The sequence below is a fragment of the Metabacillus schmidteae genome (genome assembly GCF_903166545.1).
Classification (GTDB): Bacteria; Bacillota; Bacilli; order Bacillales; family Bacillaceae; genus Metabacillus; species Metabacillus schmidteae.
Genome location: NZ_CAESCH010000001.1, coordinates 1121891 through 1140148 on the forward strand (window position 1 = coordinate 1121891; position 18258 = coordinate 1140148).

17 protein-coding genes are annotated in these 18258 nt (G+C 36.8%); 13 read left to right on the forward strand and 4 right to left on the reverse strand.

Going from position 1 to position 18258, the window contains the following annotated elements; all coding sequences use genetic code 11:
• Positions 1 to 11: 11 nt before the first annotated feature.
• Positions 12 to 2303, forward strand: coding sequence for an ammonium transporter (amt, locus tag HWV59_RS05470; RefSeq protein WP_102228342.1), 2292 nt, complete (start codon positions 12 to 14; stop codon positions 2301 to 2303).
• A 186-nt stretch (positions 2304 to 2489) separates the two neighbouring features.
• Positions 2490 to 3509 carry a LacI family DNA-binding transcriptional regulator gene (locus HWV59_RS05475; protein WP_102228343.1) on the forward strand — a complete coding sequence of 340 codons (1020 nt, stop codon included), beginning with the start codon at positions 2490 to 2492 and terminating at the stop codon, positions 3507 to 3509.
• Between the two features lie 119 nt (positions 3510 to 3628).
• On the opposite strand, the gene yhfH is transcribed toward HWV59_RS05475, so the two are convergent.
• A complete protein-coding gene (gene yhfH, locus HWV59_RS05480) occupies positions 3629 to 3763 on the reverse strand; it encodes a protein YhfH (protein WP_102228344.1) in 135 nt (44 codons plus the stop codon).
• Positions 3764 to 3986: 223 nt separating this feature from the next.
• Between yhfH and HWV59_RS05485 the strand changes: the two genes are divergently transcribed.
• The 5 genes from HWV59_RS05485 to HWV59_RS05505 all read left to right on the forward strand — a co-directional run bounded on the left by HWV59_RS05485 (position 3987) and on the right by HWV59_RS05505 (position 9699).
• The gene (locus tag HWV59_RS05485) at positions 3987 to 4727 is read left to right on the forward strand and encodes an MBL fold metallo-hydrolase (RefSeq protein ID WP_102228345.1); all 741 of its coding nucleotides are present in this window, start codon (positions 3987 to 3989) and stop codon (positions 4725 to 4727) included.
• Between the two features lie 393 nt (positions 4728 to 5120).
• Positions 5121 to 6677, forward strand: a complete 1557-nt coding sequence (locus tag HWV59_RS05490; RefSeq protein WP_102228346.1) for a fatty acid--CoA ligase family protein — start codon at positions 5121 to 5123, stop codon at positions 6675 to 6677.
• A 230-nt stretch (positions 6678 to 6907) separates the two neighbouring features.
• Positions 6908 to 7921 carry an ABC transporter substrate-binding protein gene (locus HWV59_RS05495; protein ID WP_102228347.1) on the forward strand — a complete coding sequence of 338 codons (1014 nt, stop codon included), beginning with the start codon at positions 6908 to 6910 and terminating at the stop codon, positions 7919 to 7921.
• Positions 7922 to 7934: 13 nt separating this feature from the next.
• On the forward strand, positions 7935 to 8930 hold the full coding sequence (locus tag HWV59_RS05500) for an ABC transporter permease (RefSeq protein WP_102228348.1): 996 nt from the start codon (positions 7935 to 7937) through the stop codon (positions 8928 to 8930).
• Complete coding sequence (locus HWV59_RS05505; protein WP_102228349.1) at positions 8905 to 9699, forward strand: ABC transporter ATP-binding protein; 795 nt, start codon at positions 8905 to 8907, stop codon at positions 9697 to 9699. Before HWV59_RS05500 ends, HWV59_RS05505 begins: the two co-directional genes overlap by 26 nt.
• A 36-nt stretch (positions 9700 to 9735) precedes the next feature.
• On the opposite strand, the gene nagB is transcribed toward HWV59_RS05505, so the two are convergent.
• Positions 9736 to 10482: a glucosamine-6-phosphate deaminase gene (nagB, locus tag HWV59_RS05510; protein WP_102228350.1), complete on the reverse strand. Its 747-nt coding sequence runs from the start codon at positions 10480 to 10482 to the stop codon at positions 9736 to 9738.
• Complete coding sequence (gene nagA, locus HWV59_RS05515; RefSeq protein WP_102228351.1) at positions 10469 to 11677, reverse strand: N-acetylglucosamine-6-phosphate deacetylase; 1209 nt, start codon at positions 11675 to 11677, stop codon at positions 10469 to 10471. The genes nagB and nagA overlap by 14 nt, the downstream gene beginning before the upstream one ends.
• A gap of 277 nt (positions 11678 to 11954) precedes the next feature.
• On the opposite strand from nagA, the gene nagE reads away from it, so the two are divergent.
• Both nagE and HWV59_RS05525 read left to right on the forward strand, forming a co-directional pair.
• Positions 11955 to 13406, forward strand: coding sequence for an N-acetylglucosamine-specific PTS transporter subunit IIBC (gene nagE, locus HWV59_RS05520; protein ID WP_102228352.1), 1452 nt, complete (start codon positions 11955 to 11957; stop codon positions 13404 to 13406).
• Between the two features lie 115 nt (positions 13407 to 13521).
• Positions 13522 to 14247, forward strand: coding sequence for a GntR family transcriptional regulator (locus tag HWV59_RS05525; protein WP_175638261.1), 726 nt, complete (start codon positions 13522 to 13524; stop codon positions 14245 to 14247).
• 39 nt (positions 14248 to 14286) lie between these two features.
• Here HWV59_RS05525 and HWV59_RS05530 read toward each other — a convergent pair whose 3' ends face one another.
• The gene (locus HWV59_RS05530; RefSeq protein WP_175638262.1) at positions 14287 to 15033 is read right to left on the reverse strand and encodes an SIS domain-containing protein; all 747 of its coding nucleotides are present in this window, start codon (positions 15031 to 15033) and stop codon (positions 14287 to 14289) included.
• Between the two features lie 145 nt (positions 15034 to 15178).
• Between HWV59_RS05530 and HWV59_RS05535 the strand changes: the two genes are divergently transcribed.
• The 4 genes from HWV59_RS05535 to HWV59_RS05550 all read left to right on the forward strand — a co-directional run bounded on the left by HWV59_RS05535 (position 15179) and on the right by HWV59_RS05550 (position 18148).
• The gene (locus HWV59_RS05535; protein ID WP_175638263.1) at positions 15179 to 15730 is read left to right on the forward strand and encodes a helix-turn-helix domain-containing protein; all 552 of its coding nucleotides are present in this window, start codon (positions 15179 to 15181) and stop codon (positions 15728 to 15730) included.
• Between the two features lie 24 nt (positions 15731 to 15754).
• Positions 15755 to 16483, forward strand: coding sequence for an AzlC family ABC transporter permease (locus tag HWV59_RS05540; RefSeq protein ID WP_102228356.1), 729 nt, complete (start codon positions 15755 to 15757; stop codon positions 16481 to 16483).
• Positions 16476 to 16784, forward strand: coding sequence for an AzlD domain-containing protein (locus tag HWV59_RS05545; RefSeq protein ID WP_102228357.1), 309 nt, complete (start codon positions 16476 to 16478; stop codon positions 16782 to 16784). Before HWV59_RS05540 ends, HWV59_RS05545 begins: the two co-directional genes overlap by 8 nt.
• 101 nt (positions 16785 to 16885) lie before the next feature.
• Positions 16886 to 18148 (forward strand): M48 family metallopeptidase, encoded by a 1263-nt coding sequence (locus HWV59_RS05550; RefSeq protein ID WP_102228358.1) that lies wholly within the window; start codon positions 16886 to 16888, stop codon positions 18146 to 18148.
• The last annotated feature ends 110 nt before the right edge of the window (positions 18149 to 18258 follow it).

The window sequence follows — 18258 nt, forward strand, 5'->3', positions numbered from 1 at the left end:
GGAGGTAACGAATGGAGACAATTGAACTAAATGTAAATGTTTTATGGATGGTAATTGCCACTTTTTTAGTCTTTTTTATGCAAGCAGGCTTTACATTATTGGAAGCTGGATTAGTAAGGGCAAAAAATTCAATAAATGTGGCAATGAAGAATGTTGTTGATTTGTTAATTACAACAGTCATGTTTTCTTTAATTGGTTTTGCTTTTATGTTTGGGTCATCAGCTAGTGGATGGATTGGATTTGAAGGGTTCTTATTAAGAGGACTTGAGGATGATCCATATAATTGGGCGTTTTTATTATTTCAAATTGTCTTTGCAGGAACTGCTGCGACAATAGTATCTGGTGCTATTGCCGAACGAGTTAAGTTTAGCGCATATATTATCGGGACAATCATGATTAGTGCCATCATTTATCCGATTTTTGGACATTGGGCTTGGGGCAGCTTATGGAATAGTGAAAGCCAGGGGTGGTTGGAAGCATTAGGGTTTATGGACTTCGCTGGATCAACTGTTGTTCATTCGGTGGGAGGCTGGGTTGCTTTAGCTGCCGCCATAATTGTCGGACCCCGTATTGGTAAGTATTCACCAAATGGAAAGAGTCGTAAATTTGCCATGTCTAATGCTGTATTAGCTGTTACAGGGGTTTTTATTTTATGGCTTGGATGGTTCGGTTTTAATGCCGGATCAACAGGAGTGGCCGACATTCAGATTGCATTAATTTCATTAAATACACATTTTGGAGCAGTGAGTGGTGGATTGGTCGCGATGGTTGTAAGCTGGTTCCTTGATAAGAGACCACAGGTAGAGGATATCTTAAATGGTATTATAGCAGGACTTGTTGCTGTAACAGCGGGAGCTAATGTTTTAACACCTGAAACAGCATTGCTTACAGGAGCAATTAGTGGGATTATCGTTGTTTTTTCTTTGAGAATGATCGATTCAGTATTTAAAGTGGATGATGCAATTGGGGCAATCGCTGTTCATGGAGTTTGTGGCGCATGGGGAACAATTGCACTTGCCCTCTTTGCTCCGGCAGAGAATCTTGTGCTTGGGTCAAGGTTAGAGCAAATTGGTGTCCAAGCTTTAGGGGTTGGAACTGCATTTGTTTGGGCTTTTGGTTTAGGCCTATTAATCTATGGAGTTATGAAATTTACCATGAATATAAGAGTGGAAAAGCATGAAGAGGAGGCTGGATTAAATGTAAGTGAACATGGTGCTTCAATTTCTGTTTTAGATACGATCGTTGCGATGAATGAAATTGCTGCCGCAAAAGGAGATCTAACAAAGAAGATAAAGTATGAGCCTGGAGAAGATATGGGCGAGCTGAACGAAGCATTTAATACTGTTCTTTCAACATTAAATGATCTCGTACACCAGGTGAAAACACAAACATCGCATGTGCTTAATACTACAGTGAATGTGCTGTCACTAAGTGAAGATTCGAAAAAAAGTGCAACCCAACAAATGAAAGAAATCGAAGAAACCTATACGTTTGTATCAAAATCAGAAAAGTGGCTTGAACAGGAAATTGAAGTGGAGAACCAAGTGATCGCTGAAATTCAACAGGCTTTTTCATCTATAGAACAAATTGGTCATCAATTGGGTTGGATTCAAAAAGAGATGTCAGACATTTCAGGCTTTGTAAGAAATGTGGGTGAATTGAATGATGATGTCAATCATAAACTGACTATTTTCCATGATAATGTGTCCAAAATTACCAATTATGCAAAAGAAAGTGAACAAATGGTTAATCTGATTACAGAGGTTTCTGAACAAATAAACTTATTATCTTTAAATGCCAGCATTGAAGCTGCGAGAGCTGGAGAATCTGGTAGAGGTTTTACGGTTGTCGCAAATGAGATTAAAAAGCTTGCGAATAAATCTAAAGATTCAACCTCAGATATTAGAAATATGATTCAACGCACAGCCCAAGAAACAACAGCTGGTTTTACAGAGGTCATCGAGTTAGCCGAGCAAATAGAAGTATTAAGTGATCAATTAGTAAAAATGCCGAAAAGATTTCATACGATTGATGATAAGGTCAATCAAGTTAGTCAATTTATGAATGATTTCCTCATTACTTTAGAACGTGTAAACAAGGACACTGTCACGATTCAAGGTAGAAGATATGAGCAGCAGGATAGTTTTAAAGAAATGACAGGACGAATGGAGAAGGTCTTTCAAAATATGACATCAAATCTTGATCTTACTCTTGATATGGTTGAAAAAATTAATATAATGAAACAACAAAATGAGCAATTACATCGGTCTGTTAAGCAATTTGTAACAGCTGATATAGGATAAAATCGAGCAGGGGCAATTCCTATGAATTGCTCCTGCTAAACTTTAAATGCTCATGAAACAATAGGTAAATAAACACTTTTTGTAAAAAAAGATTGAATTATAGTTAATATTTTCATATAATCGTAATTGAAAACGTTTCCAGGTCAAGCAAGGTGGGCAACATAGAGCCTATGGGGAGGGAGTAAATTGTCTACCATTGAAGATGTCGCGAAGCTAGCGGGATTATCGAGGACAACTGTGTCCAGAGTGTTAAATGATCACCCATATGTTTCAGATGAAAAAAAGCAACTTGTACAGAAGGCAATGGAGCAACTGGGGTATGTTCCAAATTCTGCTGCTAGAAGCTTAAGAAATCAAAGGACGGGAATTATTGCTGTTCTAATACCAAAAATATCAACGCCTTTTTATAGTCAATTAGTTGAGCTGCTGGAAATGAAAGCCTCAATGAAGGGGTATCAATTGATTATTTGTCAAACTCAATACTCAAAACAGAAAGAATGTCGGTACTTGAATCTATTAAAAACCAAACAAGTCGATGGAGTCATTATGACGGCTATTGAAAATGATTGGTCTGTGATTGATTCTTATTTAAATTATGGGCCGATTATTCTTTGTAATGAGAAAATTGAGAATGCAAGCATTCCAATGGTGTATGTCAATCAAGCGCAAAGCGGCTATGTGATCGCAAAGCACTTGATTGAAAGGGGACATACTAATATCGCTTATTGTTCGAATGGGGTAAAAAGCGAAGGAATGAAGGCAAGAATTAAAGGGTTTCAAGCTGCTTTACAAGAAGAAAATATACACTCTTATGAGATATTTTATTTTGATAGAGTCTCAACAGTTGAAGATGGTAAGCAGGTTTTTCGGAAATTAGCTTGTATGAAAGTATCACCGACAGCTATTTTTGCTGGGGGAGATGCTGTCGCTGCAGGCATAATTTCAGAGGCCAAAAAGTCAGGCTGGAGAATACCGGAGGATTTAGCTGTAGTTGGCTATGATAATATGGAGATTACTAAACTAGTAGATCCAATGATAACGACGGTCATTCAACCAGTAGATGCCATGGCTGAAAAATCAATCGATATTATGTGTGAAAAGATACATAGAAAGCAATTCCGTACTTTCGAAAAACATGAATTCTTTTCTAAGCTGGCATATCGGGGTTCATCTAATAGTAGAGATCATTTAGTCGCGACATCATAAAAATAAGAAGGTTGACCTTAGGTCAACCTTCTTATTTTTATTGGAGATCATACCTACCTGTAACATATCACGAGGTTATTTTTATAACTGTTATTTAACAGTGAGGGCGCAAAAATAGATTAAAGATCTGTTACATGTAAGCACTCATTGCAAGTATTACCATAACACTCATGTTGTTCTTCTATTTCACAACCACACTCTTTGCATTGTTTTTTTGGTAAATTTCTAAAAAATTCAGTTATTTTCATTAACATTTGGATCCCCTCCGTTTGTTTTGTTACTCATATTGTATTATAACAGTTAAGGAAGTGTCAACAACTGTTTTGTAACAATTTTCGGGATAATAAGTGCAAATATTGATTAATAAAGGTTTATTTTTTGATAAATAGGTGTTAGCCAATTTTTAATCATTATGAAAAAGACATAACAATGGCTATAATGTTCTTTGTGAGATCATACGAAAGGGTTGAGTGATTCATGCAGTTAACGGTTATTGGGTATTGGGGTGGCTTTCCAAACGCAGGTGAGGCAACATCTGGTTATTTATTCGAATCAAACGGTTTTAGGCTATTAATTGATTGTGGTAGTGCAGTTTTGTCGAAATTGCAGGAAACGATCTCAATTGATCAACTGGATGCTGTTGTACTATCACACTATCATCATGACCATGTAGCAGATATAGGACCACTGCAGTATGGGTGTTATGTAACAGCATTGATCCACAATAAGAAAAAAACACTGCCTATTTATGGACATGATTTAGATCAAGCTGCTTTTCAAAAACTAACGTATAAGGATGCAACAATTGGTGTCGTGTATAAGGAAAAGGAAGCTCTGTCAATTGGCCCATTTTCCATTACTTTTTTAAAAACCACCCACCCGGCACCCTGCTTCGCCATGAAAATCACTGATATGAAGTCAACTGTCATATATACTGCTGATACAAGTTACCAGGAAAATTTTATTCCATTTTCTACTAATGCCGACCTCCTTATTGCAGAGTGCAGCCTATACGCTCATCAAGATGGAACAAGTGCAGGTCATATGAATAGTAGGGAAGTGGGACACATTGCTCAAGAAGCTCAGGTTAAACAATTATTATTAACACACCTTCCTCATTACGGTGATCATGCAGATTTAATCGCACAGGCAAATGAGCAATATAAAGGGAAAATAAACCTTGCTAGCACAGGATTTGTATGGAATTCAGAGGATTAACTGATTTTAGATTCAGTTCAAGTTTATGAAATAAGTCTCTATTAACATTTAAGAAAGTTTATAATTTTCTACTTAGTTTTTGTGTTCAGTTCCAGCGCCTAGCCCCGAAGCATAGGAGGTGCAAGTGCAGTCGTGGAGATTGACGTAGCGTTCTTAAACTGCCTCGAGGTCATAAGTCCATTTGCCCGAGGCTGATCGAGGCGCTTGCGCTTTTCTTAATATGAAATCAATCTCAGTCATTGTGAAATATTCCGTCATTCAATATAATAAGAATAGAATGTTTTTCTAGAGGTAAAGTCATCTAGAACAGAGGGGTTTCGTCATACCAATAGAAAAAAGTTTCTATCATAAAAAATGAATGGTTATTCATTCATTTTAAAAAGGGGTGGGAGAATGAATTTATCTTTACGGTTGTCTGAAACTGTAAAAGAACATGGATCAAAGCCGGCTTTTATATTTGATGGAACTGAAACAACATATTCGCAACTGGAAGGGGCAATCAATCAGTTTGCGAGCAGCTTAAAGGAGTTAGGAATTAACAAAGGGGATCATGTCGCAATTGTTCTTGGAAACTCTCCATACTTTGTCATTTCGTTATATGGTGCCTTACGAGCAGGTGCAACCGTTATTCCTATTAACCCGATCTATACCCCCGATGAAATTGCATATATTATTGACAATGGCGATGCAAAGGCAGCTGTCATATTGGATTTACTTCTGCCGCTGTTTGAGAAGATGGACAGTATGCTACCGAAGCTTGAACATATTATTACATGTGATACTCCATCGAATGAGCAAAATAAAGGTATAGATATATCAGAGCTATCAATTTACACCAAATTGAAAAGGTTTACAAATATGCTCTCAACAGGCAGCAGTCAATTCAAGGGTCCAGAACTGGATGAAGAAGATGTTGCCGTTATTTTATACACATCTGGAACAACCGGTAAACCTAAAGGAGCAATGCTAACACATAAAAATTTATATAGTAATGCTCTGGATACAGCTAATTACTTGAAAATGAACAGTAATGATGTAATCGTCACTGTCCTGCCGATGTTCCATGTTTTTTGCCTGACTGTTGCGTTAAATGCACCACTTATGAATGGTTCAACATTGCTCATTGTACCTAGATTTAGTCCTGACGTAATATTTGAAATTGTCAAAACGTATCAGGCAACAGTTTTCGCTGGTGTGCCAACAATGTATAACTTTTTATTTCAATATGATAAGGCTCAACCAGAAGATTTAAAATCATTACGTATGTGCGTCTCTGGTGGTGCGTCCATGCCTGTTGCTTTATTAAAAGGGTTTGAACAGAAGTACAAAGTGATCTTGTCAGAAGGATATGGTCTTTCAGAGGCTTCTCCGGTTACATGCTTTAACCCGCTCGATCGTCCAAGAAAGCCTGGTTCAATTGGGACAAATATTATGAATGTAGAAAATAAAGTTGTTAATGAATTAGGAGAAGAATTACTACCTAATCAAGTAGGAGAATTAATTGTAAAAGGTCCAAACGTTATGAAAGGCTATTATAAAATGCCGGAAGAAACGGCCTATGCTCTCCGAAATGGCTGGTTATATACAGGCGATCTTGCCAGAAAAGATGAAGAAGGTTACTTTTATATTGTTGACCGGAAAAAAGACATGATTATTGTTGGCGGGTATAATGTATATCCACGCGAGGTAGAAGAAGTATTATATAATCACGAAGAAGTTGTTGAAGTTGCAGTATTAGGAGTACCTGATCCAAACTTTGGAGAAGCAGTAAAATGCTTTGTTGTTGTAAGAAATCATACAGTGACTGTAGAAGAACTCATGGAATATTGTAAACAGCATTTAGCTAAGTATAAAGTACCTAGTTCAATCGAGTTTTTAGAAGAACTTCCGAAAAATACAACAGGGAAAATATTAAGAAGAGCATTGAAAGATCAAATTTTACAAAAATAGTATTGTAATAGAATGTAATCTTATCTTACAATGTTTACAGAAAAACACAGATATCGTGAAGATATCTGTGTTTTTTGTTGATATGATAGGGTTTTTGCTATTAATAATAGAAAAAAATAAGCAAAGTTTTCAAAATATATTGAACTATTTGATTTCTCCTGTATAATTTAATCAATAAAAGCATAAAAGCATAAAAGAGATTTTAAGGAATTAAAGGGGGATTATATAGCATGAAAAAAGGGTTGAAAATTGGTACAGGAATGATGTTAGCTAGTTTTTTAGCACTAGCCGGGTGTGGAAGTAGTGACAGTTCGTCCGGAAGCACAAGTGAAGGAAGTAATGATTCTGGCAGCGGAGAAAAAACATATACAATTGGTGTAAACCAAATTGTAGAGCATCCATCATTAGACTCAGCATTAGAAGGCTTTCAAGCTGCATTAAAAGAAAAAGGTTTGGAAGTTGAATATGACGTACAGATCGCTCAAGGAGATCAAAATAATAGCCAAACGATCGCGACTAATTTTGCAGGGGACAATGTTGATTTAATTTTTGCTAATTCAACACCAAGCGCTCAAAGTGCATTGAATGCAACTCAAGATATTCCGATTGTATTTACATCAGTAACAGATCCTATTGGTGGAGGTCTGGTGAAAAGCTTTGAAGAACCAGGTGCAAATATTACAGGAACAACAGATACTCACCCTGATGCCATTCCTAACACAGTGAAGTTTATTGCAGATAATGTTGAAGGAACAAAAGTAGGTATGATTTATAACTCAGGAGAGCAAAACTCTGTTGCACAAATTGATTTAGTAAAGAAAGCAATGGAAGGAACACAATTAGAAGTAGTAGAAGCTTCTGTTTCCACATCAGCTGAAGTAAAGCAGGCAACAGAATCACTAGTAGGTAAAGTGGATTCTTTATACGTAATTACTGATAATACGGTTGTTTCTGCATTAGAAAGTGTCATCGGTGTTGCCAGTGATAATGACATCCCATTATTTGTTGGTGAATTAGATTCTGTTAAACGCGGAGGATTCGCAGCTTATGGGTTTGACTACTATGATATCGGTTTTGAGGCAGGAGAAATGGCTGCAAGCATCTTAACTGGTGAGAAAGAAGTAAGTGAAGTTCCTGTACAATATCCGCAAAATCTAAAACTTCAAATTAATGCAAAAGCAGCAGAAGATATGGGAATTGAAATTAAAGAAGAGTGGAAAGAAGAAGCAGAAATTCTTGAATAAAAGGTGAGGAATTATGTTTACAGCCCTATTTGGATCAGTAGAGTCAGGCTTAATTTATGCGATAATGGCTCTTGGAGTATACCTATCATTTCGAATATTAGACTTTCCGGATTTAACAGTTGACGGCAGCTTCGTCACAGGTGCAGCTGTGAGTGCTGTGTTAATTGTAAATGGTGTGAATCCTTTCTTAGCCACGTTAGTCGCATTACTTGTAGGCTTTTTGGCAGGCTGTATCACAGGGGTACTGCATACGAAAGGAAACATTAACCCGCTTTTATCCGGGATATTAATGATGATTGCCCTGTATTCTATAAATCTTAGAATTATGGGAAAATCGAATGTTCCACTATTACAAGAGGAAACAGTTTTCACTCAATTACTTGATTGGTGGAGCAAGCTTGGAATAGATACAGGTCTAGAGAAGCTCTTCATTTCAATTGGATTGGAAGGCTATGTGCCGAAAACATGGTCGATTGTTATCACAATGCTGATTATTATTTTAGTCATTAAATATGCATTGGATTACTTCTTAAAAACAGAGGTTGGTCTAGCGATAAGAGCTGTTGGTGATAACCAAAATATGATTACAAGCTTTTCAGCAAACACTGACATGTTAAAGATTGTTGGATTAGGGCTTTCAAATGCACTTGTTGCTTTTTCAGGTGCTTTTATTGCTCAATACAATGGCTTCAGTGATGTTGGTATGGGTATCGGTATGATCATCATCGGTTTAGCCTCTGTAATTATCGGGGAAGCATTAGTCGGCACAAAAACCATTGTTCGTGCAACGATTGCTGTTATTATCGGGGCGATTATCTACCGTCTTATTGTGGCGTTGGCCCTTCGTGTTAACTTTTTCGAGACAGGTGATATGAAGCTTATTACAGCATGTATCGTAATTGGTGCTCTTGTCATCCCGCAAATGATTGATAAGCAAAAGGACAAACGGAAAAAAAGCTTACGCAGAAAGCGGGGGAACGACATTGCTTCAACTAGAGCAAATATTTAAAGTGTTTAATGAGGGTTCATTAGATGAAAAAGTGGCCCTCGACCATCTTTCTTTATCTTTAAAAGAAGGGGATTTCGTTACAGTTATTGGTAGTAACGGTGCTGGAAAATCAACACTTCTAAATGTGATTGCCGGACGAATTACTCCAGATGATGGGGATGTTCGAATAAAGAATAAATCCATGCTGGATGTAAGAGAGTATAAACGGTCACAATATATCGGTCGGGTGTTCCAAGACCCGATGGCCGGGACATCTCCAACACTAACCATTGAAGAAAATTTAGCTATAGCTTATTCACGTGTCCACAAGAGAACATTAAGACCAGGTGTAACAGCCAAAAGACGTGTGTTCTTCAAGGAGCAGTTAGAAATGTTAGGCTTAGGTCTTGAAAATCGTTTATCTGCCAAGGTTGGTTTGTTATCTGGTGGAGAACGCCAGGCTTTATCGTTATTAATGGCAACTTTTACAAAACCGGATATCCTTTTACTTGACGAACACACAGCTGCTCTGGATCCATCACGTGCAGAGCTCATTACCAACTTAACAAAAATGCTTGTTGAAAAAGGGAATTTAACAACATTAATGATTACTCATAATATGCAACAAGCAGTTGATCTTGGAAATCGTTTAATCATGATGGATAAAGGGAATATCGTGTTCCAGGCAGAAGGAGAACAAAAGCATGGCTTAACAGTGAGTTCTCTACTTGAAGAATTCTCAAAAATTAAATCAGATAGTGCTTTATCAGATAAGGCGTTATTAATTTAAAAGGTACATGCTCCAAGTTCGGAGCATGTACCTTTTTTATATACTATTCGTCGTTTTTTTTACTCCTTGCAAGGCTTCTTCATCAGCAATCACAATCGTGTGTGGATGCTGATTTAGGATTGAAGCCGGGAATGATTCTGTCACTTCTCCTCTAAATAACTCAGCCATTGCTTGTTGTTTTGCTTTTCCGGAAGCTAACAGAAGGATTTCTCTGCTTTGAAAGATTGTTTGGATTCCCATTGTAATAGCCTGTTTCGGAACATCCTCAAGACGATCAAAAAATCGCGCATTTGCTTCTCGAGTAGAAGCAGCTAAATCAACAACATGTGTTCTTGATTGAAAGGAAGTACCAGGTTCATTAAAACCTATGTGACCGTTGGCTCCTATCCCTAAAATTTGAAGGTCAATTCCACCGGCATTGATTATTTTATTTTCATATTCTTCGCATTCTGCTTGTGTGTTTTCATTTGTACCTAAAGGGATATGAGTTTGATCTAATGAAATATCAATATGCTTAAATAGATGTTCATTCATATAGTGAAAATAGCTGTTTGAGTCATCTTTTTTAAGTCCAATGTATTCGTCTAAGTTAAAAGTTTTTACATGGGTGTAAGAAGTTTGATGTAGCCTATAATCTGCGATTAATTCTTCATATACTCCCTTAGGTGTACCGCCTGTAGCTAATCCTAAATTTAATTGAGTGCTGCTTTTGATTTTGTTTAACATATATTCAGCAGCTTTTTTACTCATTTCGTTATAATCCTTCACTTCAATGATTTTCAAGGTTAGCACCTCCTTTAAAATAAGCAATTTTTCCTTTGCAAATGGTCATAAAGATGTCCATATTTTCATCAAGGATTACGAGGTCTGCATCTTTGCCGATCGCGATACTCCCTTTTCTATCAAAAACATTGAGTTGCTTAGCAGGATTTTCACAAGCCATTTTAATTGCACTCTTAATACTGCACCCAGTGAATTTCTGTATATTTTTAAATGCATCTATCATTTTAAGGACACTACCAGCTAAAGTGTTTTCATCGAGTAAAGCTTTCCCGTTTTTTACGGTGACCATTTGACCGCCTAAATCATATTCTCCCTCTTCCAGCCATTTAGCTCTCATCGCATCTGTTATTAACATCATTCTTTCATCTGTAATCTGCTTATAAGCAACATTTACAATTTCCGGTGAAACATGAACTCCATCTGCGATAATTTCTACCATTAACTCATCCCTAAGGAAAGCAGCACCAACAATCCCTGGATCACGATGGTGTAGTCCAGTCATTTGATTAAATAAATGTGTGACATGTGTAAGTCCATGATCAATCGCTTCCAAAACTTGTGGATAAGATGCCTCGGAATGGGCAATCGAAGAAAGAATGTTTTTATTCTTTAAATAGTCTAAAAGCTCATTTCCTCCTGGCAACTCTGGAGCTAGAGTAACAAGCTTAATTTGATTATTTGATAAGGACTCAAGTCTTTTGAAAATTTGGGTATTTGGGTCAACTATATGTTGAATAGGTTGGGCACCGGCTTTGCCTTTATGAATAAATGGACCTTCTAAGTGAATCCCTAACACTTCGGCATTTCCTTCAGTTTGGAGGGAAGTTATATATTCTCCCGCATTTCCTAATGATTTTTCTATCTCGGTTATGTCCTCTGTTATTGTAGTTACCAAAAAGCTGGTCGTTCCTTCTTTCGGAAGGGTAGAAGCCATCGTATCAAGAGCTTCTTTTGAAGCATCCATCGTATCGGCTCCATTCACGCCGTGAATATGAAGGTCAATCATACCAGGGATAATCTGATATTCTTCCGGTATAGTAATAATCTTATAATCTGATGAAGAAAGATGTTCATTAGATCTGCCTATATTTGTTATTTTTCCACGATCAATTTGAAGGAAACCTGATTTCACTATTTGTTCCTCAGAATAAATGGTTCCATGCTTAATGATCAATTTGTCTGAAATGATCTCCATATGAATACCCCCTTTGAATAGTATTAGAGGAAAAGGTTTAAATTATGAATATAGAATATCATCTCTTAATATAGTTGTCTATACCAGTTAAAAACCTTGTATGTTAATCTTACAACAAATATGACAAGAATAATTGTTTGATATATAAAATTGGTATAGACATCTAGAATTATTGGTGTTACTATATGCGTATGAAACGCTTTCAAAGTTGTTAGCGTGTTATTAGCAAAATGATCTAATTTTATTCCTATATATTATTGGATAGGGGGAAGTCAACATGATGAAATATTTACAAAATATTGGAAGGTCATTAATGTTGCCAGTTGCTGTTTTACCGGCTGCAGCAATATTAATGGGGATTGGTTATTGGATTGACCCGGCTGGCTGGGGAGCAGGCAGTCCAGTAGCTGCATTTTTAATTAAAGCCGGTTCCTCGATTATTGACAATATGTCGATTCTATTTGCAGTAGGTGTGGCACTGGGAATGTCTAAAAATAGAGATGGATCTGCTGCATTAAGTGGTTTAGTCGCTTACCTTGTCATTACAACATTACTTTCAACCGATTCTGTAGCAATGCTTCAAGGAATTGATGCAGAATCAGTTAATCCAGCTTTTGAAAAAATTGGGAATCAGTTTATTGGAATTTTATCAGGGATTGTTGCTTCAGTTATGTATAACCGGTTTAGCGAAGTTCAGTTACCTGCTGCTTTAGCGTTCTTTAGTGGTAAAAGACTAGTTCCAATTATGACAGCTGTATCTATGCTGGTAGCCTCATTAATTCTTTTTTTCGCATGGCCTGTCATTTTCACGGGATTAGTAACTTTTGGAACAGCTATAAGTAAACTGGAGTTTATCGGAGCAGGATTGTATGGATTCTTTAATCGTTTGTTAATTCCAACAGGATTACATCATGCCTTAAACTCAGTATTCTGGTTTGATGTAGCGGGAATTAATGATATTGGTAACTTCTGGGCTGGAACTGGTACAAAAGGAGTTACAGGTATGTATCAGGCTGGATTCTTCCCAATTATGATGTTTGGATTACCGGCAGCAGCCTTAGCGATGTATCATACAGCAAAAACAAAGCGTAAAAAACAAGCTGCATCCTTAATGCTAGCGGCAGGGTTTGCCTCATTCTTTACTGGAGTGACAGAGCCGCTTGAATTTTCATTTATGTTTTTAGCACCTGGACTTTATGTTGTACATGCCGCTTTAACAGGGATATCATTGGCAGTTGCTTCATTCTTCCATTGGACCGCTGGATTCGGGTTTAGTGCAGGATTAGTCGACTTTGTCCTAAGCTCAAGATTACCTTTAGCAAATCAACCATATATGCTTCTACTACAAGGGTTAGCATTTGCAGTGATCTATTATGTTCTATTCAGATTTTTAATTACAAAGTTTAATTTGGCCACACCAGGTAGAGAGGCAGATACAGAAGAAGCTGTTGAGGCTGAAGAAGAAGGACCTGTCACTTCAGAAAATAAATTTGCAAGAATGGCAAATGTTATTTATGAAGGTCTGGGTGGAGATGAAAATGTTACATCTGTAGACAATTGTGTTACCCGATTAAGAATTGAAGTGAAAGACATGGATGCAGTTGATCAAAGTAAAATTAAATCAACCGGTATTCCGGGTATCAACATTGTTGGCCCACAAAGCATTCAAGTGATTGTAGGGACACAAGTGCAATTTGTTGCAGATGAGATTGCTAAGATTAGAAAGTAAACAAAACAGAAAACTACCTGTTACATTCAGGTAGTTTTCTGTTTTGTTTCTAATTGTAAATCCATTGTACTATTTATTATAATAGGTAATAGTGATATCGAAAGGAGATCTTTATGTGATAGACAAAAATTCTCCTCTTCCATTGTATTATCAGTTAGAAGAGCAAATAAAAAAATCTATAGAGACAGAAAATCTGCAACCAGGGGATGCCCTGCCCTCAGAAAGAGAGCTCTCAGAAAGCTATCAAATAAGTCGTATGACTGTTCGTCAAGCTATTACAAACCTTGTTAACAAGGGATATCTCTTTAGGGAAAAAGGAAAAGGGACCTTTGTTTCCAACCAAAAATTTGAACAAAATCTACAAGGTCTCACAAGTTTTACCGAAGATATGAAAGCTCGCAACTTAGTCCCGGGAAGTAAGTTATTGCATTTTGAAATATATCCTGCTGATGATGATATAAAAGCAAGGCTTTCTCTTAAAGAGGATGAATTTATTTATAAAATAAAGCGCCTTCGCTTAGCAAATAATGATCCAATTGCTGTAGAGACAAGCTATCTACCAGTTAATCTGGTTCCCGGTTTAACGCCTGATATATTAGCAAGCTCCATCTACACCTATATTGAACAAGATCTGGAATTGACAATCGGTCATGCCTCACAAACGGTTGAGGCAGCCATTGTCGATGCTGAAGATCAACAGCATTTGAACATAAATAAAGGTGTTCCAATCCTGTTAATTCAACGGGAAACATACTTGGAAAATGGCACTCCACTTGAGCTTGTAAGGTCCTCATACCGTGCGGATAAATATAAGTTTAAGATTGATATCGAAAGAAAATGAAAATGAGCCCAACCTAATGTTGTTAGGAAGGGCTCATTTTTATTTTTTATCAAACTTAAGCAATGGAATACGATCATGATATGTTTCAATCAATTTCTGATTATGCTCCTCAGCGCCTTCAATATTACCACTTAAAAACACTGGAGCCTCATGTCCAACATTTATCATCATTTTTATTGCTTCAGCAAAAATAGCATTCAACATCGTTGTTCCAATAACTGTTGAAGTTGGTCCAAATGGAACCGGGGAGTTTTCGTAGTAAAGAGCAGCATCTCCTTTTGTCACATGGTTATTAAGGGCTAAATCAACGACCTCAGATAAAAAATTTCCGCTTTTATGCCTCGATGCTTTTCCGTCTACATAATGAAAGGAACTCATGCCTACCACATAAGCGCCCTGTTTTTTCGAATGTATGGCAACGTCAATTGGGACGGGATTTATTCCAGAGGTTGATATGACAAAAACAACATCATTAGAATGGATATCTTGATTATAGATAAACCCTTCAGCATAATTGTTTTGCCTTTCAAGATATGATGATTTAACCGCCCCTTTATGCAGCATTAATTCCTCAATGAAGATCGGTTTAACAGGTGCCAAGCCACCTGCCCGATAAAACATTTCCTCTGTTAGCATATGAGAGTGACCACACCCGAAAAGGTGGATAATGCCATTTGCTTGAATCGAATTTGAGACTTTCTCTGCTGCAATTTCCATAGACTTTTTTTCCTGTTCAAGTACAAGTTCAAGCTTCTCCTGGATCTTTTCAAAATAAGCTGTAAGCATGTATTCACCTTCAATTAGTTAAGTTAATTTTATTTCATTTAGTTTATTATGTTTCGAAAGAAAAGCTAAATGCAACAAAAAAGTTGTATGTTATATGATACAGATGTATACTATATTATACGATGGCAATATATGGGGGAATATGATGAAATCAATTCAAACTCAAATCGCAGAAAATTTAAAACAAATACGTAAGCTTCGGGGATATAGCTATGATCAGTTGGCGAATTTAACTAGTGTGAGTAAAGGAATGCTTTCCCAAATTGAAAAAGGTGAATCAAGTCCCACTGTTAACACGCTATGGAAAATAGCAAATGGACTTCAGGTGTCATTTTCATCACTTGTTGAGGAGAGCGAACCTACTGTATCTGTTATAAGATTACATGATAAAAGTGCGGTCATGGAAGAGGGGGAACAGTATCAAGTATACCCTTATTTCCCATTTGATTCTTCCAAAAAATTTGAAGTCTACTATATTGAAATGAAACCAGGATGCATTCACACTTCAGATCGTCACCATGGAAATGTTGAAGAATATGTACTTGTATGTGAAGGGGAAGCCAAAGTATCAATACAAGAAGAGTCATATGTATTAAAAAAAGGTGATTCGATGAAATTTCAGGCAAATCACTCACATACATATGCAAACGAAACAAATCAAATAACAAGTTTTTATCTACTAATTTATTATTCTTAAATAGTAGTAATGGGAGGTATTAGTGTGGGATCGACAACCACTTTCGTAAAAAAGCAATCTAGTTTTCTTCTAGGTTTGCAAGGTGGAATTAGTATCGCAATCGGGTATTTACCTGTTGCATTAACCTTTGGGTTGCTTTCAAAATCAACCGGTTTGTCTTTATCAGAGACAGTGCTAATGAGTCTAATTGTTTTTGCAGGAGCTTCCCAATATATTTCTTTAAGCCTACTTTCAGTAGGCACAGGAATTATTGAAATCATTTTTACAACGTTTATCGTGAATATTCGCCATTTTTTAATGTCTGCTTCACTTAGTGAAAAGGTGGAAAACGATTCTTTATGGAAAAAAGCACTTTATTCATTTGGACTAACAGATGAGACTTTTACAGTTGCATCAACAAAAGAGGGTACTGTAAATTCAGGGTATTTGTTTGGATTAATGCTGATATCTTATGCAAGCTGGGTCATTAATTCAGGGATTGGGTATGTGATCGGTGCAAGTTTGCCGACAACTGTTCAGGAAAGCATGGGAATTGCTCTTTATGCAATGTTTATAGGGCTATTAATTCCATCTCTTAAAAAGCATCGGAAGGTTATGTTTTTAGCGGTTGCGGCAGCAATCTTTAACTCAATTTTTTACGCGTCACAAATGCTTTCAACAGGTTGGTCGATTGTATTATCAACATTAATTTCGGCTATCATTGTTGAACTGTTTTATATGAAGTATACAAGTGAGGGGGAGGCAAATGGATAGTACAATCTTGATGATGATTATTGGAATGGGACTTGTCACATATATCCCGCGGATGATCCCGCTTGTTGCTCTAAGTCAATTGAAATTACCTGTATTTGTGCAAAATGTATTAAAAAATGTGCCGTATGCAACATTGGGAGCATTAATTGTTCCGGGCATTTTTCTTATTAGTGATGACATGATCTTTGGTATTATTGGGGCTATTGCTGCTACATTGATTGCTTTTACTGGTGCAAATGTTATTGTTGTTGTAATGGGATCTATAGGTACGTTGGTTTTATATAGTATGTTTTTTGCTTAAATAAAAGATGAAAGCATTTTAGCTGATCCCTTTTCATGTTCTAACTCAATGTACATAGTACTACACTAATAGTAACAGCTTGTTCAAGGGGGAAAGGCCGGATGAGGAAATGGTTAACAACATCAATTTTGCTCTATTTTCTATATGGTTTAGTTGTTTATTGGTATTTGTTTATCTTTTCGGGCACAGGTGTACCGGCTCCATATGAGGGGACATCGGCAGATCCTTCAACATTTATGTCTGGTAGAGAATTAGTATTGTCACAGGAATACTCCACGATTAGAAATTTCCTGTATTTTGTCACGATTCCGTTTGAGTGGTTTCTCCTGTTTGTTTTTATGATTACAGGTCTTTCTAGGAAAATGCAGGATTGGTCTAATGCATCATCAAAAATATTCAGTGTTCAATCTGCGATTTATTTCTTCTGGTTATCTCTTTTTGTCAGCATATTATCATTTCCTGTTGATTGGATTGGGTACCGGTTATCAAAAATGTACCACATTACAACTCAATCCTTCTCGACCTGGATGAAAGATCAATTGATTGACTTTTGGGTGAATTATTTATTAATGACCATCATTATTATCGTGCTTTATTCGTTAATAAAACGTTTCGAGAGAAGATGGTGGTTGTATGCTTGGTTACTTTCAATCCCTTTTTCCATGTTTTTAATGTTTATACAACCAGTAGTGATCGATCCTCTTTATAATGACTTTTATCCATTAAAAAATAAAGAGCTTGAAGAAAAAATTTTAGAGATCGCTGCAAAGGCAGATATCCCGGCAGAGCATGTGTATGAGGTGAACATGTCGGAAAAGACCAATGCTCTTAATGCCTATGTAACAGGGATTGGAGCTAATTCTCGAATTGTCCTTTGGGACACAACATTAAATAAATTGAACGATGATGAAATTCTATTCATTATGGCTCATGAAATGGGTCATTACGTGATGAAGCATATCTATGTTGGAATAGCGGGTTACTTATTGCTGAGTTTAGTTGGTTTATATGTTATTCATATCCTTATGAGGTTTTTTATTGCTCGACAAGGAGGATTGCTAAAAATCCACTCAATGAAGGAGCTTGCTGCGTTTCCGTTATTTCTTCTGCTTTTAGGGGCATTAACCTTTGCATCAAGTCCTTTGTCAAATGCTGTTGCACGGCACCAGGAGAAATCAGCTGATATGTATGCAATTGAAATGACGGACAATCATGAAGCGGCAATCAGTTCATTCCAGGAATTGTCCAGAGCAGGATTAAGTGAGGTAAACCCACCGGCATTGGTAAAGATCTTTCGCTATACACATCCAACAATGCTTGAACGAATCCTCTATCTTGAAGAACATGGTACTTTAAAAGAATGATCTGTTTTATAACAATAAGAGTCTATGCATGTCGTTGCATAGGCTTTTTTTGTATTGTTAAAAACTTAATAATTTCGCCACCAGGCTTGGTGGTAAGGGATTTAATAATC

Coding starts and splice junctions, on each gene's coding strand:
- HWV59_RS05485 (WP_102228345.1), top strand. CDS start 3,987: ATGCAGTTAACGGTTATTGGGTATTGGGGTGGCTTTCCAAACGCAGGT.
- HWV59_RS05530 (WP_175638262.1), bottom strand. CDS start 15,033: ATGCTTACAGCTTATTTTGAAAAGATCCAGGAGAAGCTTGAACTTGTA.
- HWV59_RS05495 (WP_102228347.1), top strand. CDS start 6,908: ATGAAAAAAGGGTTGAAAATTGGTACAGGAATGATGTTAGCTAGTTTT.
- nagA (WP_102228351.1), bottom strand. CDS start 11,677: ATGGAGATCATTTCAGACAAATTGATCATTAAGCATGGAACCATTTAT.
- HWV59_RS05550 (WP_102228358.1), top strand. CDS start 16,886: ATGAGGAAATGGTTAACAACATCAATTTTGCTCTATTTTCTATATGGT.
- yhfH (WP_102228344.1), bottom strand. CDS start 3,763: ATGTTAATGAAAATAACTGAATTTTTTAGAAATTTACCAAAAAAACAA.
- HWV59_RS05500 (WP_102228348.1), top strand. CDS start 7,935: ATGTTTACAGCCCTATTTGGATCAGTAGAGTCAGGCTTAATTTATGCG.
- HWV59_RS05490 (WP_102228346.1), top strand. CDS start 5,121: ATGAATTTATCTTTACGGTTGTCTGAAACTGTAAAAGAACATGGATCA.
- amt (WP_102228342.1), top strand. CDS start 12: ATGGAGACAATTGAACTAAATGTAAATGTTTTATGGATGGTAATTGCC.
- HWV59_RS05535 (WP_175638263.1), top strand. CDS start 15,179: ATGAAATCAATTCAAACTCAAATCGCAGAAAATTTAAAACAAATACGT.
- HWV59_RS05545 (WP_102228357.1), top strand. CDS start 16,476: ATGGATAGTACAATCTTGATGATGATTATTGGAATGGGACTTGTCACA.
- nagE (WP_102228352.1), top strand. CDS start 11,955: ATGATGAAATATTTACAAAATATTGGAAGGTCATTAATGTTGCCAGTT.